Origin of the sequence: Photobacterium lutimaris (assembly GCF_003025555.1) — a bacterium.
GTDB classification, from domain to species: Bacteria; Pseudomonadota; Gammaproteobacteria; order Enterobacterales; family Vibrionaceae; genus Photobacterium; species Photobacterium lutimaris.
The window spans coordinates 708,313-727,694 of sequence record NZ_PYMH01000001.1 but is presented as its reverse complement, the minus strand read 5'-3'; the positions used below and the strand labels follow the sequence as shown (position 1 = coordinate 727,694).

Here is a 19,382-nt window from a genome sequence, read left to right as displayed (position 1 = left end):
AACCTTTAGCATCACACCACTTTATTAATAAAAATCATAAGTTAACATGAAAAAACATTATTTAGCCTCGACCATTCTTTTCGCATTAAGCGGCCACACATTCGCCGCTGATGGCGATATTGTTGATGTCACTATCCTAGGTACGTCTGACATTCACGGACATTTCATGGCATGGGATTACGCTAGCGATAAAGCAAACACCCGCGGCAGTCTGAGCCAAATCGCCACCAAAGTTAAAGAAGTTCGCGACCAAAACGACAATGTCATTTTGGTTGATGCCGGCGATACCATCCAGGGCAACTTTGTAGAAACGTTTAAGGATGAACCTGTTGATCCGATGATGCTCGGCTTTAATGAAATGAGCTATGACGTGTGGGTATTGGGTAACCATGAATTCGATTTTGGCCTCAAAGTACTCAATCGCTCACTAACACAATTTGAAGGCACATCGTTAGGCGGCAATATCAAGCGACCAGATGGCAACCCGTTCCTTCCAGCCCATACCATCATAGAAAGACAAGGCATTAAAATTGGCGTTATCGGTATGGATACCCCAATGACACAAGTGTTTGCCGAAGGCACTAATCGCTTGGAAGGTGTTCACTTCACGAACCCGTCACTGGAAGTAAAAAAAGTCATCAAACAGATTGATGACAAAGTCGATGCCATCGTTCTTGTTGCCCATATGGGTTTGGATAACGAAAACAACATCGAAGCCACAGGTGTGACCGATATCGCTAACGATAACCCTGAGCTAGATGCAATTGTTGCAGGCCACATGCATACCCGCATCGACAAAGCCGTTGTGAATGGCGTTATTATTACTGAACCAGATAAATATGGCCGCGCCCTTTCTCGTATTGACCTGCAGTTCGAAGAAAAGAATGGCCAATTTACGTTGGTAAACAAAGACAGCTTTACTTACAAGATCAATGGCATCAATTCCGATGACAAGATGGATGAGTTGTACTCTCCTTACCATAAAAGACTTCGTGAGCAAGCCAACCGTGTTGTTGCCGAACTAACGGGCGTTGACCTTGTCCCTGAAAACGAAATTAAAGGCATCCCACAGGTACATATCCAAGACACTGGGATCAGTACTCTGTACCAAGAAGCCAGCATGCACTACGCGCCTAAGGCGAATGTCATTGCACTTCAAATCGACAATGACAAGGCTGAACTTGATGTAGGAACAATCAAAGCCAAAGATATCGCTTACAACTACCAATATGCGGGTGGCGAAATCACGGTTTATGAAATGACAGGTAAAGAGCTGAAAACCTACATGGAATGGTCAGCAGGCTACTTTAACAGCGTAACGCCGGGTGATGTGACTTACAGCTTCAACCCAGAGCGTCGAGCATCGAAGTACTCCACCAATGACTTTTTCGCTGGTGTAACCTACACCATCGATCTGACCCAACCTCAGGGAAAGCGTATCACAGCCCTTCAGTTTGCAGACGGTACTCCTGTTACGGACACAACTCCGATCCGCTTGGGTATGAATAGCTATCGAATGGGCCACCTAACAAAAGCGGGTGGCGTGTTGGAAGGCCAGTCTTTCCCAGTGTTGTTCGATACTGAGGAAGCGTACGGTGAAGAAGCGGGTACCATTCGTAACCTGACTATTCGTTACTTAACTGAAGTAAAACACGGACAGTACGAAGGTAAGCCAATGCACCGCTGGGCACTATCCGGCTTAGAAGGCTACGAAAAAGAGCGTGAGATCGTCAAGGCGCTGATTAACGAAGGTCAAATCTCCGTCCCAACCAGTGAAGACGGCCGTTACACCAATGTCGCTTCTATCAATGTTAAAGCATTGATGTTTGATTCTGAAAAGAATGCTGAGGCCTTTATCGACGCGCAACAGCAATTACTAAAAGGTGACGTGGCAGCACATAAAGCTGAAGAGATTGAGCGCAATATCATTATTGTCAAAGCACTGAATAACATCTAACGCTTTATCCCACTAAGCATCAAGCCCCTCCACAGCGAGGGGCTTTAACTTCCTGTAGACATATGGCTCCAATACCACTAAATTTGACATATCAATCATATGCCACTGTATGAATTAGGATTAAATCCAAATAAGGAAATCCCATGTCAAAGAAAGTTTATTGTATTGCCCAGTTTTTGCCGAAAGAAGGTCGAGAGCAAGAGTTATTTGCTGTTCTACAAGCTCTCGAACCCAATACACTGCGTGAGGATGGATGTCTTCAATATATCGTTACCCGACAAGTAAAAAGTCCTTTTGCAGAGGGTGAATCTTTTCCTATTGCCTTCAATGAAATCTGGTCAGATATGGCAGCGTTCGAAGCGCACTGCCAAAGAAAAGAAATTCAAGCTTTCTTTGCCGCTCATTGCGAGGCAGAAAGCGGTGCGGCTGAAAAGTGGAATGTGTGTATTTATAGTGATGAGCCAGTAGACTTTGATGCGCCTGAGTTGGGGTAATTCAGCAACGTATAGATCTCTATATAAGCTAACACACTCAATGATCATGCCGGATACGCAATCTTGCGAACACTTCCGGCAAAACTCAAAGCTACGCTTAGGTTAAGGCAACCCAAATTCCCTATATGTCTATGTCAGAACATCAACAACCGGATGTACCCTCTCGCGATACATTAGCGATTTTGTTATTTGAAGGCTTTGATTTGCTTCAGGTCTCAGCGGCTATTTCACTGTTCGATGCTTTACCTGAAAAATTCGAGATTCTGCTGCTCTCGGATAACGGTGAGATGATGACAAGCCAACAAGGTATCCCACTCAATGTAGACCTGAGCTATCAGGCGTTGCTGGCTTATGACATCCTCTATGTACCTGGCGGCAACGGTATAGAAAAAGTCATCAATGATGAACAATTGCTGGAATGGCTAACGAAACAAAATCGCCACGACACTCTGCTTTGCTCATCATGCCTTGGCTCAGCCCTGTTGGCACAGGCTGGACTACTTAAAGGCCATACAGCAACCACTAACAAACAGCATTATCACTGGGTTACTCAATTTGGAAAACAGGTTAATTGGGAACCTGTCGCACGTTGGACTCAAGATCAACGCGTGTTTACCTCATCAGGCCAAACTGCATGCTTGGATATGTTCATTGCTGTGATTGAAACTTACATCAATGAAGAAACAGCCAGAAAACTGGCTATTACAATGGAATATCTTTGGATCAATGATTCTGAAGACGACCCATTCGCACCGCTTCACATCGTAGAATAAAATATAAACTCAACACCCTTCTTGCCACATCACATGGCAATTTGCCGCTTTCGCCGCTTGTAGCATTTCGATCAATGGAGTAGCCCGTGTATGAAGACCCACTACTGGCTCCATATCAAGATCTGCCACATCATCGACATCAACCGCTTCAGCATCCGAAGCCTGAACCTCTAGCTGACGCAGTCGATTTATTTCTGCGGTAAGCTTAAATAACGCATCGTCAATATCTTTTGGATCCAGCGCACCTGGAATATTTTCGCAATATCCCATGAACTTCAGTAACTGTTTCGCAATGTCACCAAACATCACTACATTTCCATGCACCTTACACTTAAACGTCACTAACATTATTCCTCCCTCCTCTATCGCGCCGAGCATAAAGATATCCTGCGATCCCCCCTGATATCGCTCCGAATAAATGGCTTTCATAACTGATCCACTCTCGTGTCGGTAGAAATCCCCAAATCATAGAGCCGTAGAAAAACATTACTAAAATAGCAATCGCAATCGATTTTACGCTGCGATACATAATGGCATATATCAATAAATAGGCCCACAGACCATAAATGATGCCACTCAAACCAATATGGTAATGCATTCGGCCAAAAAACCAGACACCTAACCCACTGCCCACCCAGCTCATCATAAAGATAGCGATCAAGCGCGCTAATCCTGTTCGGGAAACAAGAAAAGCCAATACAGAAAAAGAAAGGATATTACTAATTAGGTGTCCCCATGAGCCATGGAGAAACGGATAGGCAACAATACCAGTAAACCCCGTAAAGTGACGAGGTAACAAGCCAAAGTCAGAAAGATAGCCAGCCGTAATCACGTTCAAAATATGGACAATCGTGATTAGCACCACAACAGTCGCAATAAACGTTAGTGAGTCTCTATCTTTCTGATCCAGCTTCATGTTTTACAACCATTAAATATGATCTACCGTAAAAGACATACTACCAAAATGACTGCCTTGATTTGTAGTCAATCTCGACCTTTTTGCGCTGACGCTTACCCGCAATAGTGAAGTTTTTACCACAAAGGAGTCTAATTTGGTTTAAGGTTTCACTGGCTAACAAACGACGCTCAGAGCTGTGCCAGCAACGATTTGTTGTCAATTTAACTGCAGCAATGGCATCGGGTGAGCCATTGATAATTGACTGACACAAAGCATGCGCTCGAACCATCGGCTCTTCTACCACTTCGCTGATCAGATTCAGTGCATTAGCCTCATCAGCTTCCAAGATTTCACCCGTCATCGTCAATCGCATTGCCACATCCTTCGGTACCACTTCACGAAGTGACAACAAACCGGCCATATCTGGCATCAATCCCCAGCGTATTTCCATAATTGAGAGCTCAGCATCTGGCGATGCGATACGAAAGTCGGCCCCCAAGACTATCTGCATCCCCCCACCCCAGCATTTACCTTCTAAAACAGCAATCACAGGGCAAGGTATTTTCCGCCAATTTCTCGATACTCGCTGGGCCATATTCGCATTGCCAGGTAACCATTTAGCCAGCAAAGAGAGCGCATTCGACCGCGATGTCACGACACTTTTGACGTCAAGCCCACTACTGAAATTGCCGCCAGCCCCACGAACAATAACAGCTCGAATATCTTTTCGCTTACGAAGATCACGGCTCACCTTGTCAAGCTCGCGGAAAAGCGGCATATCCAACGCATTACACTTATCAGGTCTATTTAGCACAACAGTGACAACGCCGTTTTCTTCTTCAACTAGCAAACGTGTCCATGACATAAGCACTCCTTTAATGTGGTCTGTCCAGTTACACCATGAACATTAACACAAATTCAACAAAGCACCTCATTAGTGGTTCATTTTATGACTGGCTCAAAGCCTTTTTTCTCCGCAATTAATCGCCACTCAAACGCCGTCGAAGATGAAATAGGCTCAATGGTATCCACACTTGCTGCGACATCCCCGCCAGTACACTTGGTCCCTGTTGGCTCTATCGTTGCCTTGAATAAAGGGTATGTATGGCTACCAGAGATACACCAGTCTTCAGCCATCTCACCGCCTTTACTATCACAAACGTCAGCGATAAACCTCCGGAAGCCTTCTATTGACCCTTTACCTTCGTCCAAGCACCATAAACGCTGATAATGAATGTAACCATCACGCGGGTGATAAACCTTTCCGGGGATCAGTGAAGTAAAGTCCCATCCGCCTCCTCGCGTTGCGTTAACATATTGCGAAGAAAGGCTCGCGATATCTTTGCTTTCATCAACGGAGGGTTTTAAATGTCGCTGGCCACTACAGGCACTCACTAACATACAACCAATCAGTGCCATACCTATTTTGCCCATATCCTCACCTTTACTTAACATTGAAACGTTAATTGTCAGTAGGTTAAGTCTTTAATCTGTTTATAAAGCATAGTGAGGATTTGCATTTACCTCTATCTCAATTGCAGCGAATAAATCTTGATGGGAAAGACCTGATCGTTATTGGGCTAAGGGCTACACTGATTTTCCGGTGTCTCCTCAATGCTCAAATACATTTCACTAAGCTATGCTTGAACGAATAACGTCAAAAATATGATGAGAGTCAGATATGTACTTAGAGCCTCATTCAAGATTATTAATCGCTGACACAACAGAAGTGCTGGATGCTTTTCTAGACAATGGCTTACACAAAGAGTACGAGATTTACTGCCAGTTCCCTCATAGTTGTCAACTCCAAAATAGATTAAAAAAAATCTCACCTCTTTCTGTTGAGTTCAACGATGGCGTCATCATTAGCGAACAATAGATATCATTCTTTCAGCAATTTATAACTCTAATTATGTAGGTGTTAACATGGTTAAGCATTTAAGATACTTACTTTTTATTCTACTCCTATCAGCATGCACGAAAGATGTTGTGACTGATTATAACTCTGCTGTAAATTACAAAAACTATAAAACCTATGAATTTGCTCCCTTTTCAACAACACAAGTAACAACCTTAGACGATAACAGAATTAAAAATGCGATTACCACCCAACTGTATACTAAAGGTCTCACCGGCGTGGAGAAAAATGGTGACTTATTAGTTAGACACTCGATTATCGAACAAAGTGATTTTCAAAGCTACGGTACAACTTTTGGATTTGGGTATAGACATCGCAGTGTCGGCGTTGCTTATTCAACGCCAACTCAAATCAAAGAATTAAGATACGGTAAAATGATTGTTGAACTCATTGACACAAAAACTAACAATATTATTTGGCGGTCCACCTCTCAACGTAAGCTCACCGAAACCATGACCCCATCATCTCGAAAAACATTCATTGATACCCAAATCAATGAAATGTTTAAAGAATACCCACCCCATCAATAATCCCACCTCGTTTAAACATAAATATTAATAGCAACTAGACAAATACTGTACAATTTGCAAGGCAGTAAGTAAAAACAACAAAAAGAATCAAAAATGAGACATCATCCGGTATTAAAAACCTCAACAACCTAAATACTTTCAATGGCTTAAAATGCTTCTACCATAAGATTAAAAAAATACCACAAAAAAAAGTAAATATATTTTTGATTTTCTGAACCTACTTACTAAATTTACAGTGTCGGTAGACAAAAATTTGACAATCACTTTGTATCAGGGAGTTACACCATGAAGTCATTTAAACAATTCCTAGTTGATTTTTATCATGACGAAGAAGGATTGACGACGGTTGAATATGCAGTAGCTGGTGCTCTAGTAGCTGCAGGTGTAGTAGCCGCTTTCGACTATCTTGGCACTGAAGTTAATAAATCCATTACGGGTGTCGGCGGTGAACTTGACACACAAAATCAAGCTAACACATATACCGCTACAAAATAGTAGAAGTTATGGACATTCCAATTACAACAATACTGTTTTATTCCGCTCTTTATGATGTTGTACACAATAAAATACCAAATTATTGCGTCCTAGCTATCTTATTGATTGGAATATCTCAAACTGTCCTAAATGTTTTTGGATTGGGTTTTATTTCTAACCTGTCATTGGCCGATGCCATATTAGGTTTACTTGTTGGTTTTATGACATGTATTTTCCTACATATTAAAGGCCTTTTTGGTGCCGGAGATGCTAAATTATTGGCATCTCTGGGCATAATTTACGGTCCGGTAGATATTTTCCTTCTAATTGCGTTTTCAATAGCATTTTCTGGGTTGTTATCTGCAAGCAGGCTCGCTTGCTACGGCGAGTTATACCCAATGCTATCTCGTTGGTATGACTCATTTCGGCTAGGGTTTTACTTGAAACCAGAATCAAACACCGTTGCTGCCGGCGCTGTCCCGATGGGCGGTGCCATTCTGTTAGCCACTGCATATTGCGAGTTCTATTTGTTCTGATTAATTACTGGGAGTACTTAACATGTCAATGATGCAATCAACACAAAGTAATCCAATTGATAGCATTGCAAGTAAGCCCAAGTCAATAGAACAAATGGGAATTCCTGCTCGTCAACTAGAAACTCTGATCCTGAAACATCTGTCTCAAATCACTGATGCGGATGTAGCTACCCTAGCAAAAACCATTGGCCTTTCAGGTAATATTATTGATTCAATCTTGCAAAAACAAAAAGCAGAAGCGCTTGTAGAAGTGCGATCTGATGGGCGCTTTTCATCAAGCCTACGGTATGGACTAACCATCAAGGGCCGCAATATTGCACACTATGAACTTCAACGTGATGGCTATCTCGGGCCTGCCCCTATTTCAATTGAACACTATAATCAACTGGTCCTAAGTCAAACGACTAAAGATGTACAGATAACCCCAGAAATTCTAAGAAACGGCCTAAACGATCTCATTTTACCCGACAATATTGTAGGCACCGTTGGGCCTGCTTTGAATTCTGGCCGTGCTATTTTCATTTACGGTCTACCTGGTACAGGAAAAACCTATGTATCACGCCGCTTAGTTCGATTATTTGATACGCCCGTGTACATTCCTTATGCCGTTAGTGTGGGTAGTCAAATTATTCAGGTGTTTGATCCTATAATCCACAACCCTGTCAAAGCTCAACAGAACACATTACTTCTCAATAATGGCTATGATAATCGATTGGTTTTATGTCAACGGCCAGAGGTAGTCGTCGGTGGCGAACTTACCAGCGACATGCTTGAAGTAACTAAAGATCCAACACATCAAGTGAATCGGGCGCCACTACAAATGAAAGCCAATAATGGTATCTTACTGATTGATGACTTGGGTCGGCAGAAGGTCTCTGTGGATGCCATTTTAAACCGCTGGATTATTCCTCTCGAAGAAAAAATCGATTATTTATCTCTCAGTTCAGGAGACCACTTTGAAATTCCTTTTGAACAGGTATTGGTGTTTTCATCAAACATACATCCTGCCAAGCTTGCAGACGATGCATTCTTGAGGCGAATTGGGTATAAAATCAACTTTGGGCCTATTTCAGAAGAAAACTACACAACCCTTTGGCACGAACAATGCCAAAAACACGGTCTTGAATCGCATCCCAAAACGCTCGATTACGTATTTTACAGCCTTCATCGCCCTTGTAATGTGCCACTGCTTCCTTGCTATCCCCGCGACTTAGTTGCCATGTGCAGCAATCAAATTAATTTTCATCAACAGCAACCTATTATCACCCCGGAGCTAATACAAACGGTCTGGGAGTGCTATTTTGTCAATGATGAGCAAGAAGAGGTAACGTCCTATGAGTAAAGGTAAAATCCTACTAATGCTCTCCGTATCTGTTTGTATGGGATTTGGCGCACTGCTGCTTGCCAACAACTGGATTGAGAAAAAACAAGCGGCCATTACACCAGTGGCCGTTGAACCTGAAACAATTGAGGTGATAAAAGAAGAACCAAGGGTTGCACGCGTGGTTGCATTACAAAACATCCCTTTAGGTACACCACTTGAAGCTAAACACCTCAAACTTGAATATTATCCAGAAGAGTTAGTTAAAAATACGGGTTACCCGCAGATATCAGATGTGATTGGTAAACTTGCCCGAAATGAAATCTTCTCCGGAGATATTTTACGTAATGAACGGCTGGTTTCTCCCGGCGAAGGAACTACGCTGGCAGCATTGATTTCACCGAACATGCGCGCAGTAACCATTCGGGTCAATGACGTTATCGGTGTGGCCGGTTTTCTCTTACCCGGTGATTTTGTCGATGTTATCTATGCACAACAAAAAGTAAGCAGAGCACAAACTGTACTTAAAAAAGTAAAGATCCTAGCCGTTGACCAGACAGCAAGAACAGATGAGTCTAAACCCATCATTGTTCGAGCCGTCACGTTAGAACTGACACCCAAACAAGTGGAATCATTAATTACGGCCAAATCGAAAGGCGAGTTACAACTCTCCCTTCGTAACCCTAATGATCCTGAAGAAAAACCAAGGGTATATAGAAAAACCACAGAGAGTGTCACCATCATTAAAGGCACTGATACTAGCCGTGTAAATGTACGCATTTAGTCGGTTTTTCACAGGGAGTGATAGATATGGACAGCAATCAAAAACCGTTTTTTAGCCCAATATGTATCGGGGCTATACTTTTGTTTACTTTCTTAATTAGTAGTGAATGCTTTGCTGCGAGAACACAATCGGTAGCCGTCCCTCAGAACAAGTCACGATTAATTGAAATCCCAGGAAGTGCCAAAAAGATATCCGTTGGTAATCCTAATGTGGCAGATATTCTTATCCTGCGCTCGAACAAGATTTATGTCTTAGGCAAAAAACTGGGGACAACAAATGTGATTATCTGGGATTCTCGGGGTCGCCTGATTACGGTTTTGGATGTTGAAGTGACCCATGACTTAAATGCCTTGAAAGCCAAGCTTTACGAATTCATGCCACAAGAGAAAATTTCTGTTTATACCAGTCAAAACAAACTGGTACTCAGTGGCGATGTGTCCAGCGCTGAAAAAATAGTTATGGCAGAAGAGATAGCCAATACCTTCACCGGTGATGACATTGGCATTATTAACTTGATGAATGTCGGTGGTTCACACCAAATTATGCTTGAAGTCACGGTTGCAGAAGTTCAGCGTTCGCTGATTAGGGAGTTCGACTCCAACTTTGTATTCGCCCGTAATAATAGTAACTGGACATGGGGTACGGTCAATGGAGGCGCAAGTATTCCTGCTGTCCCTCCCATTAATGATGCTGGAGACATCATTACTGAAATCATCACTGCTCCGCTAAACATTGAGGATAACGGTCTATTTGCCAGTTACTTAAGTGGTAGCACCCTATTCAGTGCTGCTTTTAGTATCGCCAAAACCAATGGTCTGGCAAAAATATTGGCCGAGCCAACATTAACGGCGTTAAGCGGTGAAACCGCAGAATTTCTATCTGGCGGGGAGTTTCCAATTCCAGTTCCCAATGACGAGAATATCACTATCGAGTTCAAAGAATTTGGTGTGGGTCTGCAGTTTGTCCCAACTGTATCTTCTCCTGACAGCATTAATTTAGCACTCAACATCGAAGTCAGCGAAATTACCAATAATAATGCAGTCACAGTTTCTCCAGGTGGTACAGCTTCGCAATTTTTCGTCCCAGCGCTATCAAAACGCAGTGCGAAAACCACGGTTGAATTAGGTAACGGACAAACAATCGGTATTGCCGGTTTACTCAATGAAAGTGTCTCAGATGTAGTTGATAAGCTACCTGGTTTGGGCGACTTACCGGTAATTGGCCAATTATTCCGTAGTCAGTCATTCCGTAAAGGTGAGACTGAGTTGGTAATTCTAGTGACCCCCCGGCTTGCCAAACCTGTGCGTCGTCAAGATCTTACTCTGCCAACAGATTCATTTGTTGAGCCTAATGATTGGGAGTTTTATCTACTTGGCCGCATGAGTGAGCTCAAGAAGAGTAAAGATTCAACGTCATATTCACCAACCAGCAATACATCAGCAGTAACACTATCACCCAGTTCAGGTTCTGAAGGTCAATTTGGCCACAGTTTATAGGGGGACATGATGAAATCAAAACTGATTACTCTTAGCTTATTGCTTTTTAGCGTAACTTGCTCTGCAGATAACGCAACATGGGGGAATAGTTTGCACCAAATGGTAAGACTACAGACGGTTGACCCACTAGCAGAAAATAGAGTCCCCCAGGGCTCCCCGACTTTCAGTGGTAAAAAAGCCACAAAGTCATTTAACCTTGAACAGAAAGGTAACGAGCAGAAGAAAATAAAAAACAAAGACATAATATCCGGAATAGGTGATTGATTATAGAAGCTAAATAAGGAATAAAACCATGAGAGCATATAGCGTACCAGGCAAACAAAGAGGTGTCGTTGTAGTCTTTGCAACACTCGCTATGGTTGTACTAATTGGTGCAGGAGCATTAGCCTTAGATATTGGTAACCTAATTTTATCCAAAAGCAAATTGCAGAATTTAGCTGATGCAGCAGCTCTCAGCGCAGCTAAAGCAATAGACCTTGGAGGTGATCAAACTGCAGCTATTACTGCTGGTAAAGCAACAATAAATGAAAATTTAGGGTACGATGGATATAGTGCGATTACATTAACTGATAATAATATTACCGTTGAGTTTTCCGAAATCCTCCCCTTTGATACAAGTACAGCAACGGCTGATTCTACTTATGTAAGGATTAGAATTGAAAATGTCGATATCCCTGATTTTCTTGTCACTATTTTTAGCGTAGACCTTTCTACGCGAGCTTCTGCTGTTGCAGGGCCTAGCTCAAGTTTAGGACGGTCGTGTAATATTGTACCTCTTAGTGTATGTGCAGGTAACAGTACAAACAGTGGAAATATTTTTGGTTTCGAGCCGGACAAATTACACGTTTTAAAGTCTTCAACGACTGACCTCTCTCAAATTGGCCCTGGTAACTTTATGCCATTGGCTTTAACTGATATCAATGGAAGTACCCAAAATGGTGCTGACAAATATGGTGAAGCGTTAGCAGGAAAATATAACAGTTGTATTTCTCTTGGTGAGAATACTGTAACAACTGAACCCGGTAATATGGTAGGACGCACAACGGATTTAGACACGAGATTTGATGGCTATAACGGCAACGGTAACGGCAACAGTACAGAGTTTCCCCCAGACATAGTTTCAAATATTGAAGCACCAGCTAATGTCACTTTAAACAATGAAGGTACTCAGTACATTGTTGATAGAGGCATTGATGCTGTATTCAGCCATAACGATTACTTGACAGCATATAGCAACCTTAAAGACACAGACTTACCTGACTATGAAGAATGTCTTGAATCGTCATCCTGCCAGAGCGCTGGTTTTAATCGGCGTGTAATTACTGTTCCAATTATAGATTGTGATAGCATTACTGCAGGAAATGGTAACGGTAGGGCGACAGTACCTTTAAAAGGGCTAGGATGCTTCTTTTTAACACAACCAGTTAGCGAGACCTCATTAATAGGTGCTAATGGACAAGGTCAGAACTCTTGGATCATCGGTGAATTTATTGATGAGTGTCGAAACAACAGCGGAGATCCAAGTTTAACTCCCAACCAAAATGGGCCTTATACGATTGTTCTATTTGATGATCCTGATAGCGAGGATTCATGATGAAGATAGCGTTTAAACAAAATGGCCTTGCTATGGTTGAGTTTACCATTTTACTCCCTCTATTCCTGTTGTTGTTGTTTTCTATCATGGAGTTAGGTAGAGCTTTTTACACATATGCTGAATTAGAAAAATTGAGCAGAGACAGTGCTAGATACTTGTCAGCAGAAGTAGCTAAAGGCTCAGCAACCCCAACCTTACAGGCAGAAGATGTAACCAAGGCTAAAAATTTAGCAATATATGGCGTGATTGGCGGAGGTACTAGCACGCTTATAACCAACTTGGAGACTTCACATATTAATTTCACTTTGGTTGGAAACAATATAAAAGTTGAGATTAACTACCCCTATCAACCAGTATTGAGCTTTATTCCTGGATTCTATAACAGTAATGATATCGACCTAGGTTTTACACTGACATCAAGTTACTCAATGAGGGTACTATGATGAACATTCAAGCCTCTAAGCGTCTTAATAAGGGCGCAACTTTAGTAGAGTTTACTATCGTTTCCACTTTCTTTTTTATTCTGATTTTCTCGATCATTGAATTTGGTCGACTGCTATTTACATGGCATGTTCTAAATGAAACAACACGACGAACAGCTCGACTGGCAACAGTTTGTCAGATTACAAGTTATGAACAGCAACAAACCATAACTTCTGCCATTATTAATGGCGTTCCTTTGCCTAACTTCACAAGTACAAACATTAGACTTCACTATCTTGACAATCTAGGAAACATAATTACTGGCGACTTGACCGATACTACATTAAGTAGTCAAATTAAATATGTACAAGCATCAATTAATAGTTATCAGATAGCGCTAATAATTCCTTTAGCAACATTTGATATAACGTTTACTGCACCAGAATTTAAGACAATTTTACCGAGAGAAAGCCTCGGCGTCACACGAACAGGGTTTACTGATTGCTAAGGTGAAATATGGATACAACTAACTACCTATCAGAAAATGACATTTTATCATCTTGTATGAAGCCCCCTCTTAGCGTTTCAGTTAGCGGGTGGCTAATCAGTGATAATGAAGAATTTTCAAAACCATTGAGTGATTACTTTACTCAATGGAGTAATGTCACTTTTACTTCTCTATCTCGAATAGAATTTAATGCCATATGCCACGATGCATCCAGAATAAAAACCCCAGACATCATTATTATCGATGAAAAATCCGAATGGAATAAGACCACAACCCTTATTAAAGAGGGAATTTCAAAAACCATTCCGATCATACTCATCACGAACAATGCAACCACAGAAATACTTCGAAACGCATTAAAGTTTGAAATAAAAGATGTATTAACCATCCCTTTTGATGAATCTGAACTCGATCAAATCATTATAAAATGTGCCGAAATAAAATCAGCAAACAGAAAGCACGGAAAAACGAGTATTTTCATCAATGCCAAAGGCGGTATGGGCGCATCCATACTATCAACATCGATTGCCCATATTATCGCTCTTCAAAATGAATCGGTTGTACTCATTGATCCAGATGCACAATTTGGCTCATCTTCGGGACTACTTTCAACCTACCCTAAATATACGTTGAGTGAAGCACTTACCCAGGTTGACTCTTTAGATGAATACGCGTTATCTGGAATGCTGAGTAAACATGAATCTGGGTTAAGGTTCATACCAAACCGCTCGGAACATTTATCTGATTCAATACCTGAGTTCAAAGCTGATTCCTTTCGTGAATTCCTAGAGCATGTCACAAACAATTTCGATCATATTATCATTGATTTATCTAGAGGGCTTGAAAACAGTACTCTTCCAGCCGTTTCCAACGCCGAGAACGTTTTTATTGTTGTCCAACAAAATATTCCCGCTATTCAGGAAGCTTCTGTTCTTATCAAACAGTTAAAGCATATGTTTGGTTTCAACCAGCATCAAATAAAGATCATTGTTAATCGATACTCAAACAGTATTGACATAAAGCCAGAAGAGATTAAAAAATCTCTACATGTTGACGATATCATCCTCGTTCCTAATGATTACCTTTCTGTAAGTGCATCTACAAACTTAGGCGAGTTATTGGCAACACACTTCGAGAAAAAGCCAATTGTTAAGGTGCTCAGAAACATTGTTAATGTGATCACGGGACATGAAATTGAGCAGGAAAAAGGCTTTAAACGTTTATTTGCATTTCTAAGGAGTTAGTTATGTTTAAAAAAAAGGGAGTGGATACGGCACAAGCACCTACATCATTACCGCATTCAACCAATAATGCAGATGAAGTAAAGTTACATATTGCCCCCGCAAACCCAGAAGAGCAAGTAATAAAAGAACGTATTATCAGAGAGCTTTATAATACCCTCGACTTAGCCCTTTTAGATAGTTTACCCATCGAACAGGCCCATGAGCAAATCGCTGAGATGTCGAGTATGCTAATGCTTGATCAAGATGTTCCCCTTAACGCAGAAGGACGCAAGCGGGTTATAGAAGAAATCGGCGATGAAATATTAGGCTTAGGTCCACTTGAGCCACTCCTAAAAGAAAAGTCTATATCAGATATTCTTGTCAATTCCAGTAGTCAGATTTATGTTGAACGTAAAGGTAAACTTGAACCTGTAAGCTCTACATTTCGTGATGACCAGCACCTTTTAAATGTTATTGACCGAATAGTCTCCCAAGTCGGTAGGCGTGTTGATGAAAGCTCACCTATGGTTGACGCCAGACTAAAAGACGGTTCTCGAGTGAATGCCATCATTCCCCCGCTTGCTATAGATGGCCCTTCTTTATCAATCCGAAAGTTTGCCGTTGATAAGCTTCAAATTGAACAATTGCTAAATTATGGCTCCCTTAACGAAGAAATGGCCCATTTTTTACAGGCAATAGTCAAAGGCCGTTTGAATATTCTTATCTCCGGAGGAACCGGTTCTGGTAAAACGACAACACTCAATATATGTTCGTCTTTCATCCCAAAAAACGAAAGAATTGTGACCATCGAAGACTCTGCTGAGCTACAACTACAGCAGCCCCATGTCGTTCGGTTAGAAACCCGCCCTCCGAATATTGAAGGGAGAGGAGCAATCACGCAAAGGGAGTTAGTTATCAATTCATTGCGTATGCGACCAGATCGTATCGTCGTCGGTGAGGTTCGTGGTGGTGAAGCCGTCGATATGCTTGCGGCAATGAATACCGGTCATGATGGGTCAATGACAACAATCCACGCCAATACACCGCGAGATGCCTTAGGCCGTATTGAGAACATGTTTGCAATGGCTGGGTGGAATATGCCCACCAAAAATGTACGCTCGCAAATTGCTTCTGCACTAAACATTGTTGTCCAATTACGGCGTATGGAAGATGGTAAACGTAGGATTACCAGTATCGTTGAGGTTAATGCCATGGAAGGCGATGTCATTACATTAACTGAGCTATTTTGCTATACACGTCAAGGCATTGACGAAAATGGCAATGTCATTGGTCATTATCATGCAACAGGAAATGTCCCCTCTTTCATGGATACTTTCAAGCATATGGGAATCGAAATTCCATATTCATACTTTACATCTGACAATAGTGGTGGTTTCTAATGGAGCAGAATCTACAGCTATACTTAATCATCTTATTTGTTGCGGTCGTTGTCATTTCGCAAACCATCCTAATCTCAACATCTGGCACGAGAGCTAACCGAAGTAGATTGTTAAAAAAACAGCTAGAAATCATTGCTGAATCGGGTAAAAGTCATCAACACTCATTGCTGAGAAAAAGCTATCTCGATAAATTATCACCAACCGAGCGCTGGTTAGAGAATAATGCTGTGGGTGAATACTTAGGCGAGAAAATCGAGCTCGCAGGTCTGAACTGGAAAGCCTATAAAGTCGGGATATGTCTCACTGCGGCTATGCTTTTGTCAATGATAGGCACTCTGTTACTAACACTGAGTATTAAATTAACAGCAGCAGCACCGCTTATTATATTTGCAGGTTTTATCTTATTTTTACGCCATAAATCCGAAAAAAGGTTACACCTTTTTGAAGAGCAATTCGTCGAAGCCCTAGATGTCATGAAACGTGCATTGTTAGTCGGTTATCCATTTACTGAAGTAATGAAAACGGTCAGTGAAGAAATGTCACCACCAATCTCAGTGGAATTTGGAAAGACATTCGTAGAGCTAAACTATGGGGTTGATTTAAAAGTTGCTCTCGCAAATTTGGCAAAACGGAATCCTACGGTTAGCGTTCTAGCATTTAACAGTGCTGTAACCATTCAAAAAGAAACAGGTGGCAACCTTGCTGAAACCCTCGACAAAATATCTGGTGTCATCAGAAGTCGATTTCGATTAATGCGGAAAGTCAAAACCCTTTCAGCAGAAGGACGTATGTCAGCCTGGGTATTAATGATGGTGCCATTCGTACTTTTCATTATATTGTACTTAAGTAATCCTGATTATATAGCGCCACTTCTAGAGTCAGAACGAGGGCAAACTGTATTAACAGTTACTGCGGTACTTATGACACTTGGCCTATTTTGGATCAGAAAACTACTGCGTATTGAGGTGTGATATGGATTATATCATTAGTGTATTAAGCACCTACTTTGATAACGCAGATCTTACTAAATGGATTGTTTTAGGGTTTGCTTTTTTAAGTGCTGTCGCCTTTACTGCTAGTATCGGAATCTTAATCTATAACCTGTCTAACCCGCTTAAACAACGCTTACATACGATTTCAGGCCCGGATCATGCTCATCGCCAGTCTTCCGGTCATAAAAAGATAGATAAAACCCTAGAGTCAATAGAGAAGTATGTAACACCTAAGTCTAAAACTGAACAAATAAACACCAAGCAATTACTAATGCATGCAGGGTTTGAAAAAACATCTGCATTAACCTCTTACTACGCCATCAAGATAATTTTAACTTTAATTGCGTTAATCTGTGCAGTTATTGCTACCAATTTTTTTCCTGAGCTCACATCGCAAAAAGTTGTTGTTTATACCCTATTAGCAGTGGGTACCGCATCATTCATCCCTAATATCGTCCTCAGCAAGCTTGCGGAAAGACGCACAAAAGCTTTAAGAAATGCATTCCCAGACGCCCTTGATTTACTTGTTGTAGCATCAGAAGCTGGCCTTGGCTTTCAAGCAGCACTCAATCGCGTAGCAAAAGAAATTGACTCTATCTCTCCTGAATTAAGCCAAGAATTACAACTCGTTTGCCAGAAAGCCCGTATCGGTATTTCTATTCCTGTTGGTCTCAACCAATTTATTGAGCGGACAGGACTGAGCGAACTCCAAGGTCTGGTCAGTATAATCACCCAATCGGTTAAACTCGGCTCCAGCATGGGTGATACCTTACGTGAATATGCTGTTGAGTTTCGAGATAGACGTATGCAAAAAGCAGAAGAAGAAGCAGCAAAAATAGGAACAAAAATGATTTTCCCCTTAGTTACCTGCATTTGGCCTGGTTTCTTTGCCGTTGCAGTAGGCCCTGCTATCGTAAAAGTACTGGACATGTTTGCAGGCCGATAGCCGCATAAAAGGAAGTAAAATAATGAGCGCAATAAATTTTCTCAATAAAAAATTAGTTTTTTTTTCGATAGTATCATCACTCATTGTAGGCTGCTCAAGTACTGATGCGGTATCGACCAATAACAATGTAGAGTTTAACCATGAACTTTATGATGGAAAATCCACACTCGGGCTTACCGGTGATTTCCCTCCAGAGAATGCAAAAGAAGCCATTTTGCGGGGTGACAAAGCGTATCTTGCAAATGACTCGGATTTAGCTCTTTATGAGTATATTCGTGCCTTGAGCTTTCCAACACAAAAACACGCTGATCAAGCATTCTATAAAATAGGCTACATACATCAACAAAGGCAAAATTATAAACTCGCAAAGCTTGCGTATTCTCGAGCTGCAATGATTAATAAGGATAATGTTCAATATGCCTCTTCTATTGGAATAGTTGAACTCAAGCTAGGAGAACAAGATAATGCCAAAAAGCAACTTCTCCGAGCCGTGAAGATGGATCAAAAAAGACAAGGAAAAAAAGACTGGGATCCAAATCGGGATTTGTTTTCCCAACGGTTGTTAATCGATGACAACTCCCCTCTCTATGCGTATGTTGGTTTGGGGATTATTGCAGATCTTGATGCTAAGCATAAATCAGCACAGCAGATTTATCTCACCGCTCTAAGGCAAAATAGCCGCTCTGAAAAGACACTCACTAACTTAGGCTATTCATATTATCTCGACGGTAACCTTAAACAAGCAGAGATAATAAATAGAAGAACAACCACACTCTACCCAAACAATAAACGAGCGTGGTCAAACCTAGGACTTACTTATATTAAGTCTAAACGCTATGAAGATGCTGTTGATGCTTTATCACGAGTGATGCCAAGAGAAAAGGCCTTAAATGATGTTGGTTATTTTGCAATGCTTGAAGGTGACTATGAAAGTTCAATAGACTATCTTGAACGAGCAATCAATACGAGTCCGATTTTTTATGCAAAGGCGCAGGAAAATTTAAAGCGTGCTGAAAAACTTCAAATTACAGCACCGGCAGTAAAACTGTCTAAGTACAGAGATAATAAACAAACTCAAACAACAGTTTATTCAATTACCAATACTACCCACTAGT

At 41.4% G+C, this 19,382-nt stretch carries 21 protein-coding genes; 17 read left to right on the top strand and 4 right to left on the bottom strand.

Annotated elements, in window-relative coordinates; all coding sequences use genetic code 11:
* Positions 1-46: 46 nt before the first annotated feature.
* The 3 genes from C9I99_RS03070 to C9I99_RS03060 all read left to right on the top strand — a co-directional run bounded on the left by C9I99_RS03070 (position 47) and on the right by C9I99_RS03060 (position 3,224).
* Complete coding sequence (locus tag C9I99_RS03070; protein ID WP_107347363.1) at positions 47-1,957, top strand: bifunctional metallophosphatase/5'-nucleotidase; 1,911 nt, start codon at positions 47-49, stop codon at positions 1,955-1,957.
* 143 nt (positions 1,958-2,100) lie between these two features.
* Positions 2,101-2,451 carry a putative quinol monooxygenase gene (locus C9I99_RS03065; RefSeq protein ID WP_107347362.1) on the top strand — a complete coding sequence of 117 codons (351 nt, stop codon included), beginning with the start codon at positions 2,101-2,103 and terminating at the stop codon, positions 2,449-2,451.
* A gap of 125 nt (positions 2,452-2,576) precedes the next feature.
* On the top strand, positions 2,577-3,224 hold the full coding sequence (locus C9I99_RS03060; protein WP_107347361.1) for a DJ-1/PfpI family protein: 648 nt from the start codon (positions 2,577-2,579) through the stop codon (positions 3,222-3,224).
* A 9-nt stretch (positions 3,225-3,233) separates the two neighbouring features.
* Here the strand turns inward: C9I99_RS03060 and C9I99_RS03055 are convergent, their stop codons facing one another.
* The 4 genes from C9I99_RS03055 to C9I99_RS03040 all read right to left on the bottom strand — a co-directional run bounded on the left by C9I99_RS03055 (position 3,234) and on the right by C9I99_RS03040 (position 5,556).
* Positions 3,234-3,572, bottom strand: coding sequence for a DUF1840 domain-containing protein (locus C9I99_RS03055; protein WP_107347360.1), 339 nt, complete (start codon positions 3,570-3,572; stop codon positions 3,234-3,236).
* Positions 3,556-4,140: a rhomboid family intramembrane serine protease gene (locus tag C9I99_RS03050; RefSeq protein ID WP_107347359.1), complete on the bottom strand. Its 585-nt coding sequence runs from the start codon at positions 4,138-4,140 to the stop codon at positions 3,556-3,558. The genes C9I99_RS03055 and C9I99_RS03050 overlap by 17 nt, the downstream gene beginning before the upstream one ends.
* A gap of 40 nt (positions 4,141-4,180) precedes the next feature.
* The gene (locus tag C9I99_RS03045; protein WP_107347358.1) at positions 4,181-4,987 is read right to left on the bottom strand and encodes a crotonase/enoyl-CoA hydratase family protein; all 807 of its coding nucleotides are present in this window, start codon (positions 4,985-4,987) and stop codon (positions 4,181-4,183) included.
* 77 nt (positions 4,988-5,064) lie between these two features.
* A complete protein-coding gene (locus C9I99_RS03040) occupies positions 5,065-5,556 on the bottom strand; it encodes a hypothetical protein (protein WP_107347357.1) in 492 nt (163 codons plus the stop codon).
* A 492-nt stretch (positions 5,557-6,048) separates the two neighbouring features.
* On the opposite strand from C9I99_RS03040, the gene C9I99_RS03030 reads away from it, so the two are divergent.
* From C9I99_RS03030 to C9I99_RS02960, 14 genes are all read left to right on the top strand, one after another.
* Positions 6,049-6,570 carry a DUF4136 domain-containing protein gene (locus C9I99_RS03030; protein WP_107347355.1) on the top strand — a complete coding sequence of 174 codons (522 nt, stop codon included), beginning with the start codon at positions 6,049-6,051 and terminating at the stop codon, positions 6,568-6,570.
* Positions 6,571-6,855: 285 nt separating this feature from the next.
* On the top strand, positions 6,856-7,065 hold the full coding sequence (locus C9I99_RS03025; protein WP_107347354.1) for a Flp family type IVb pilin: 210 nt from the start codon (positions 6,856-6,858) through the stop codon (positions 7,063-7,065).
* Positions 7,066-7,073: 8 nt separating this feature from the next.
* Positions 7,074-7,580, top strand: coding sequence for a prepilin peptidase (locus C9I99_RS03020; protein WP_107347353.1), 507 nt, complete (start codon positions 7,074-7,076; stop codon positions 7,578-7,580).
* A gap of 22 nt (positions 7,581-7,602) precedes the next feature.
* Positions 7,603-8,922 carry an AAA family ATPase gene (locus C9I99_RS03015; RefSeq protein ID WP_107347352.1) on the top strand — a complete coding sequence of 440 codons (1,320 nt, stop codon included), beginning with the start codon at positions 7,603-7,605 and terminating at the stop codon, positions 8,920-8,922.
* Positions 8,915-9,685 (top strand): Flp pilus assembly protein CpaB, encoded by a 771-nt coding sequence (gene cpaB / locus C9I99_RS03010; RefSeq protein WP_107347351.1) that lies wholly within the window; start codon positions 8,915-8,917, stop codon positions 9,683-9,685. Before C9I99_RS03015 ends, cpaB begins: the two co-directional genes overlap by 8 nt.
* Positions 9,686-9,711: 26 nt before the next feature.
* On the top strand, positions 9,712-11,181 hold the full coding sequence (locus C9I99_RS03005; RefSeq protein ID WP_107347350.1) for a type II and III secretion system protein family protein: 1,470 nt from the start codon (positions 9,712-9,714) through the stop codon (positions 11,179-11,181).
* 292 nt (positions 11,182-11,473) lie between these two features.
* Positions 11,474-12,775, top strand: a complete 1,302-nt coding sequence (locus C9I99_RS02995; RefSeq protein WP_107347348.1) for a pilus assembly protein TadG-related protein — start codon at positions 11,474-11,476, stop codon at positions 12,773-12,775.
* The gene (locus tag C9I99_RS02990) at positions 12,772-13,218 is read left to right on the top strand and encodes a TadE/TadG family type IV pilus assembly protein (protein ID WP_243734299.1); all 447 of its coding nucleotides are present in this window, start codon (positions 12,772-12,774) and stop codon (positions 13,216-13,218) included. Before C9I99_RS02995 ends, C9I99_RS02990 begins: the two co-directional genes overlap by 4 nt.
* Complete coding sequence (locus C9I99_RS02985) at positions 13,215-13,706, top strand: TadE/TadG family type IV pilus assembly protein (protein ID WP_243734298.1); 492 nt, start codon at positions 13,215-13,217, stop codon at positions 13,704-13,706. The genes C9I99_RS02990 and C9I99_RS02985 overlap by 4 nt, the downstream gene beginning before the upstream one ends.
* A gap of 8 nt (positions 13,707-13,714) precedes the next feature.
* Positions 13,715-14,950 (top strand): CpaE/TadZ family protein, encoded by a 1,236-nt coding sequence (locus tag C9I99_RS02980; protein WP_107347346.1) that lies wholly within the window; start codon positions 13,715-13,717, stop codon positions 14,948-14,950.
* A 2-nt stretch (positions 14,951-14,952) separates the two neighbouring features.
* Positions 14,953-16,329, top strand: a complete 1,377-nt coding sequence (locus C9I99_RS02975) for a TadA family conjugal transfer-associated ATPase (protein ID WP_107347345.1) — start codon at positions 14,953-14,955, stop codon at positions 16,327-16,329.
* Complete coding sequence (locus C9I99_RS02970) at positions 16,329-17,300, top strand: type II secretion system F family protein (protein ID WP_107347344.1); 972 nt, start codon at positions 16,329-16,331, stop codon at positions 17,298-17,300. Before C9I99_RS02975 ends, C9I99_RS02970 begins: the two co-directional genes overlap by 1 nt.
* Position 17,301: 1 nt before the next feature.
* Positions 17,302-18,267, top strand: coding sequence for a type II secretion system F family protein (locus tag C9I99_RS02965; protein ID WP_107347343.1), 966 nt, complete (start codon positions 17,302-17,304; stop codon positions 18,265-18,267).
* Positions 18,268-18,289: 22 nt separating this feature from the next.
* The gene (locus C9I99_RS02960; RefSeq protein ID WP_107347342.1) at positions 18,290-19,381 is read left to right on the top strand and encodes a tetratricopeptide repeat protein; all 1,092 of its coding nucleotides are present in this window, start codon (positions 18,290-18,292) and stop codon (positions 19,379-19,381) included.
* Position 19,382 lies beyond the last annotated feature (1 nt).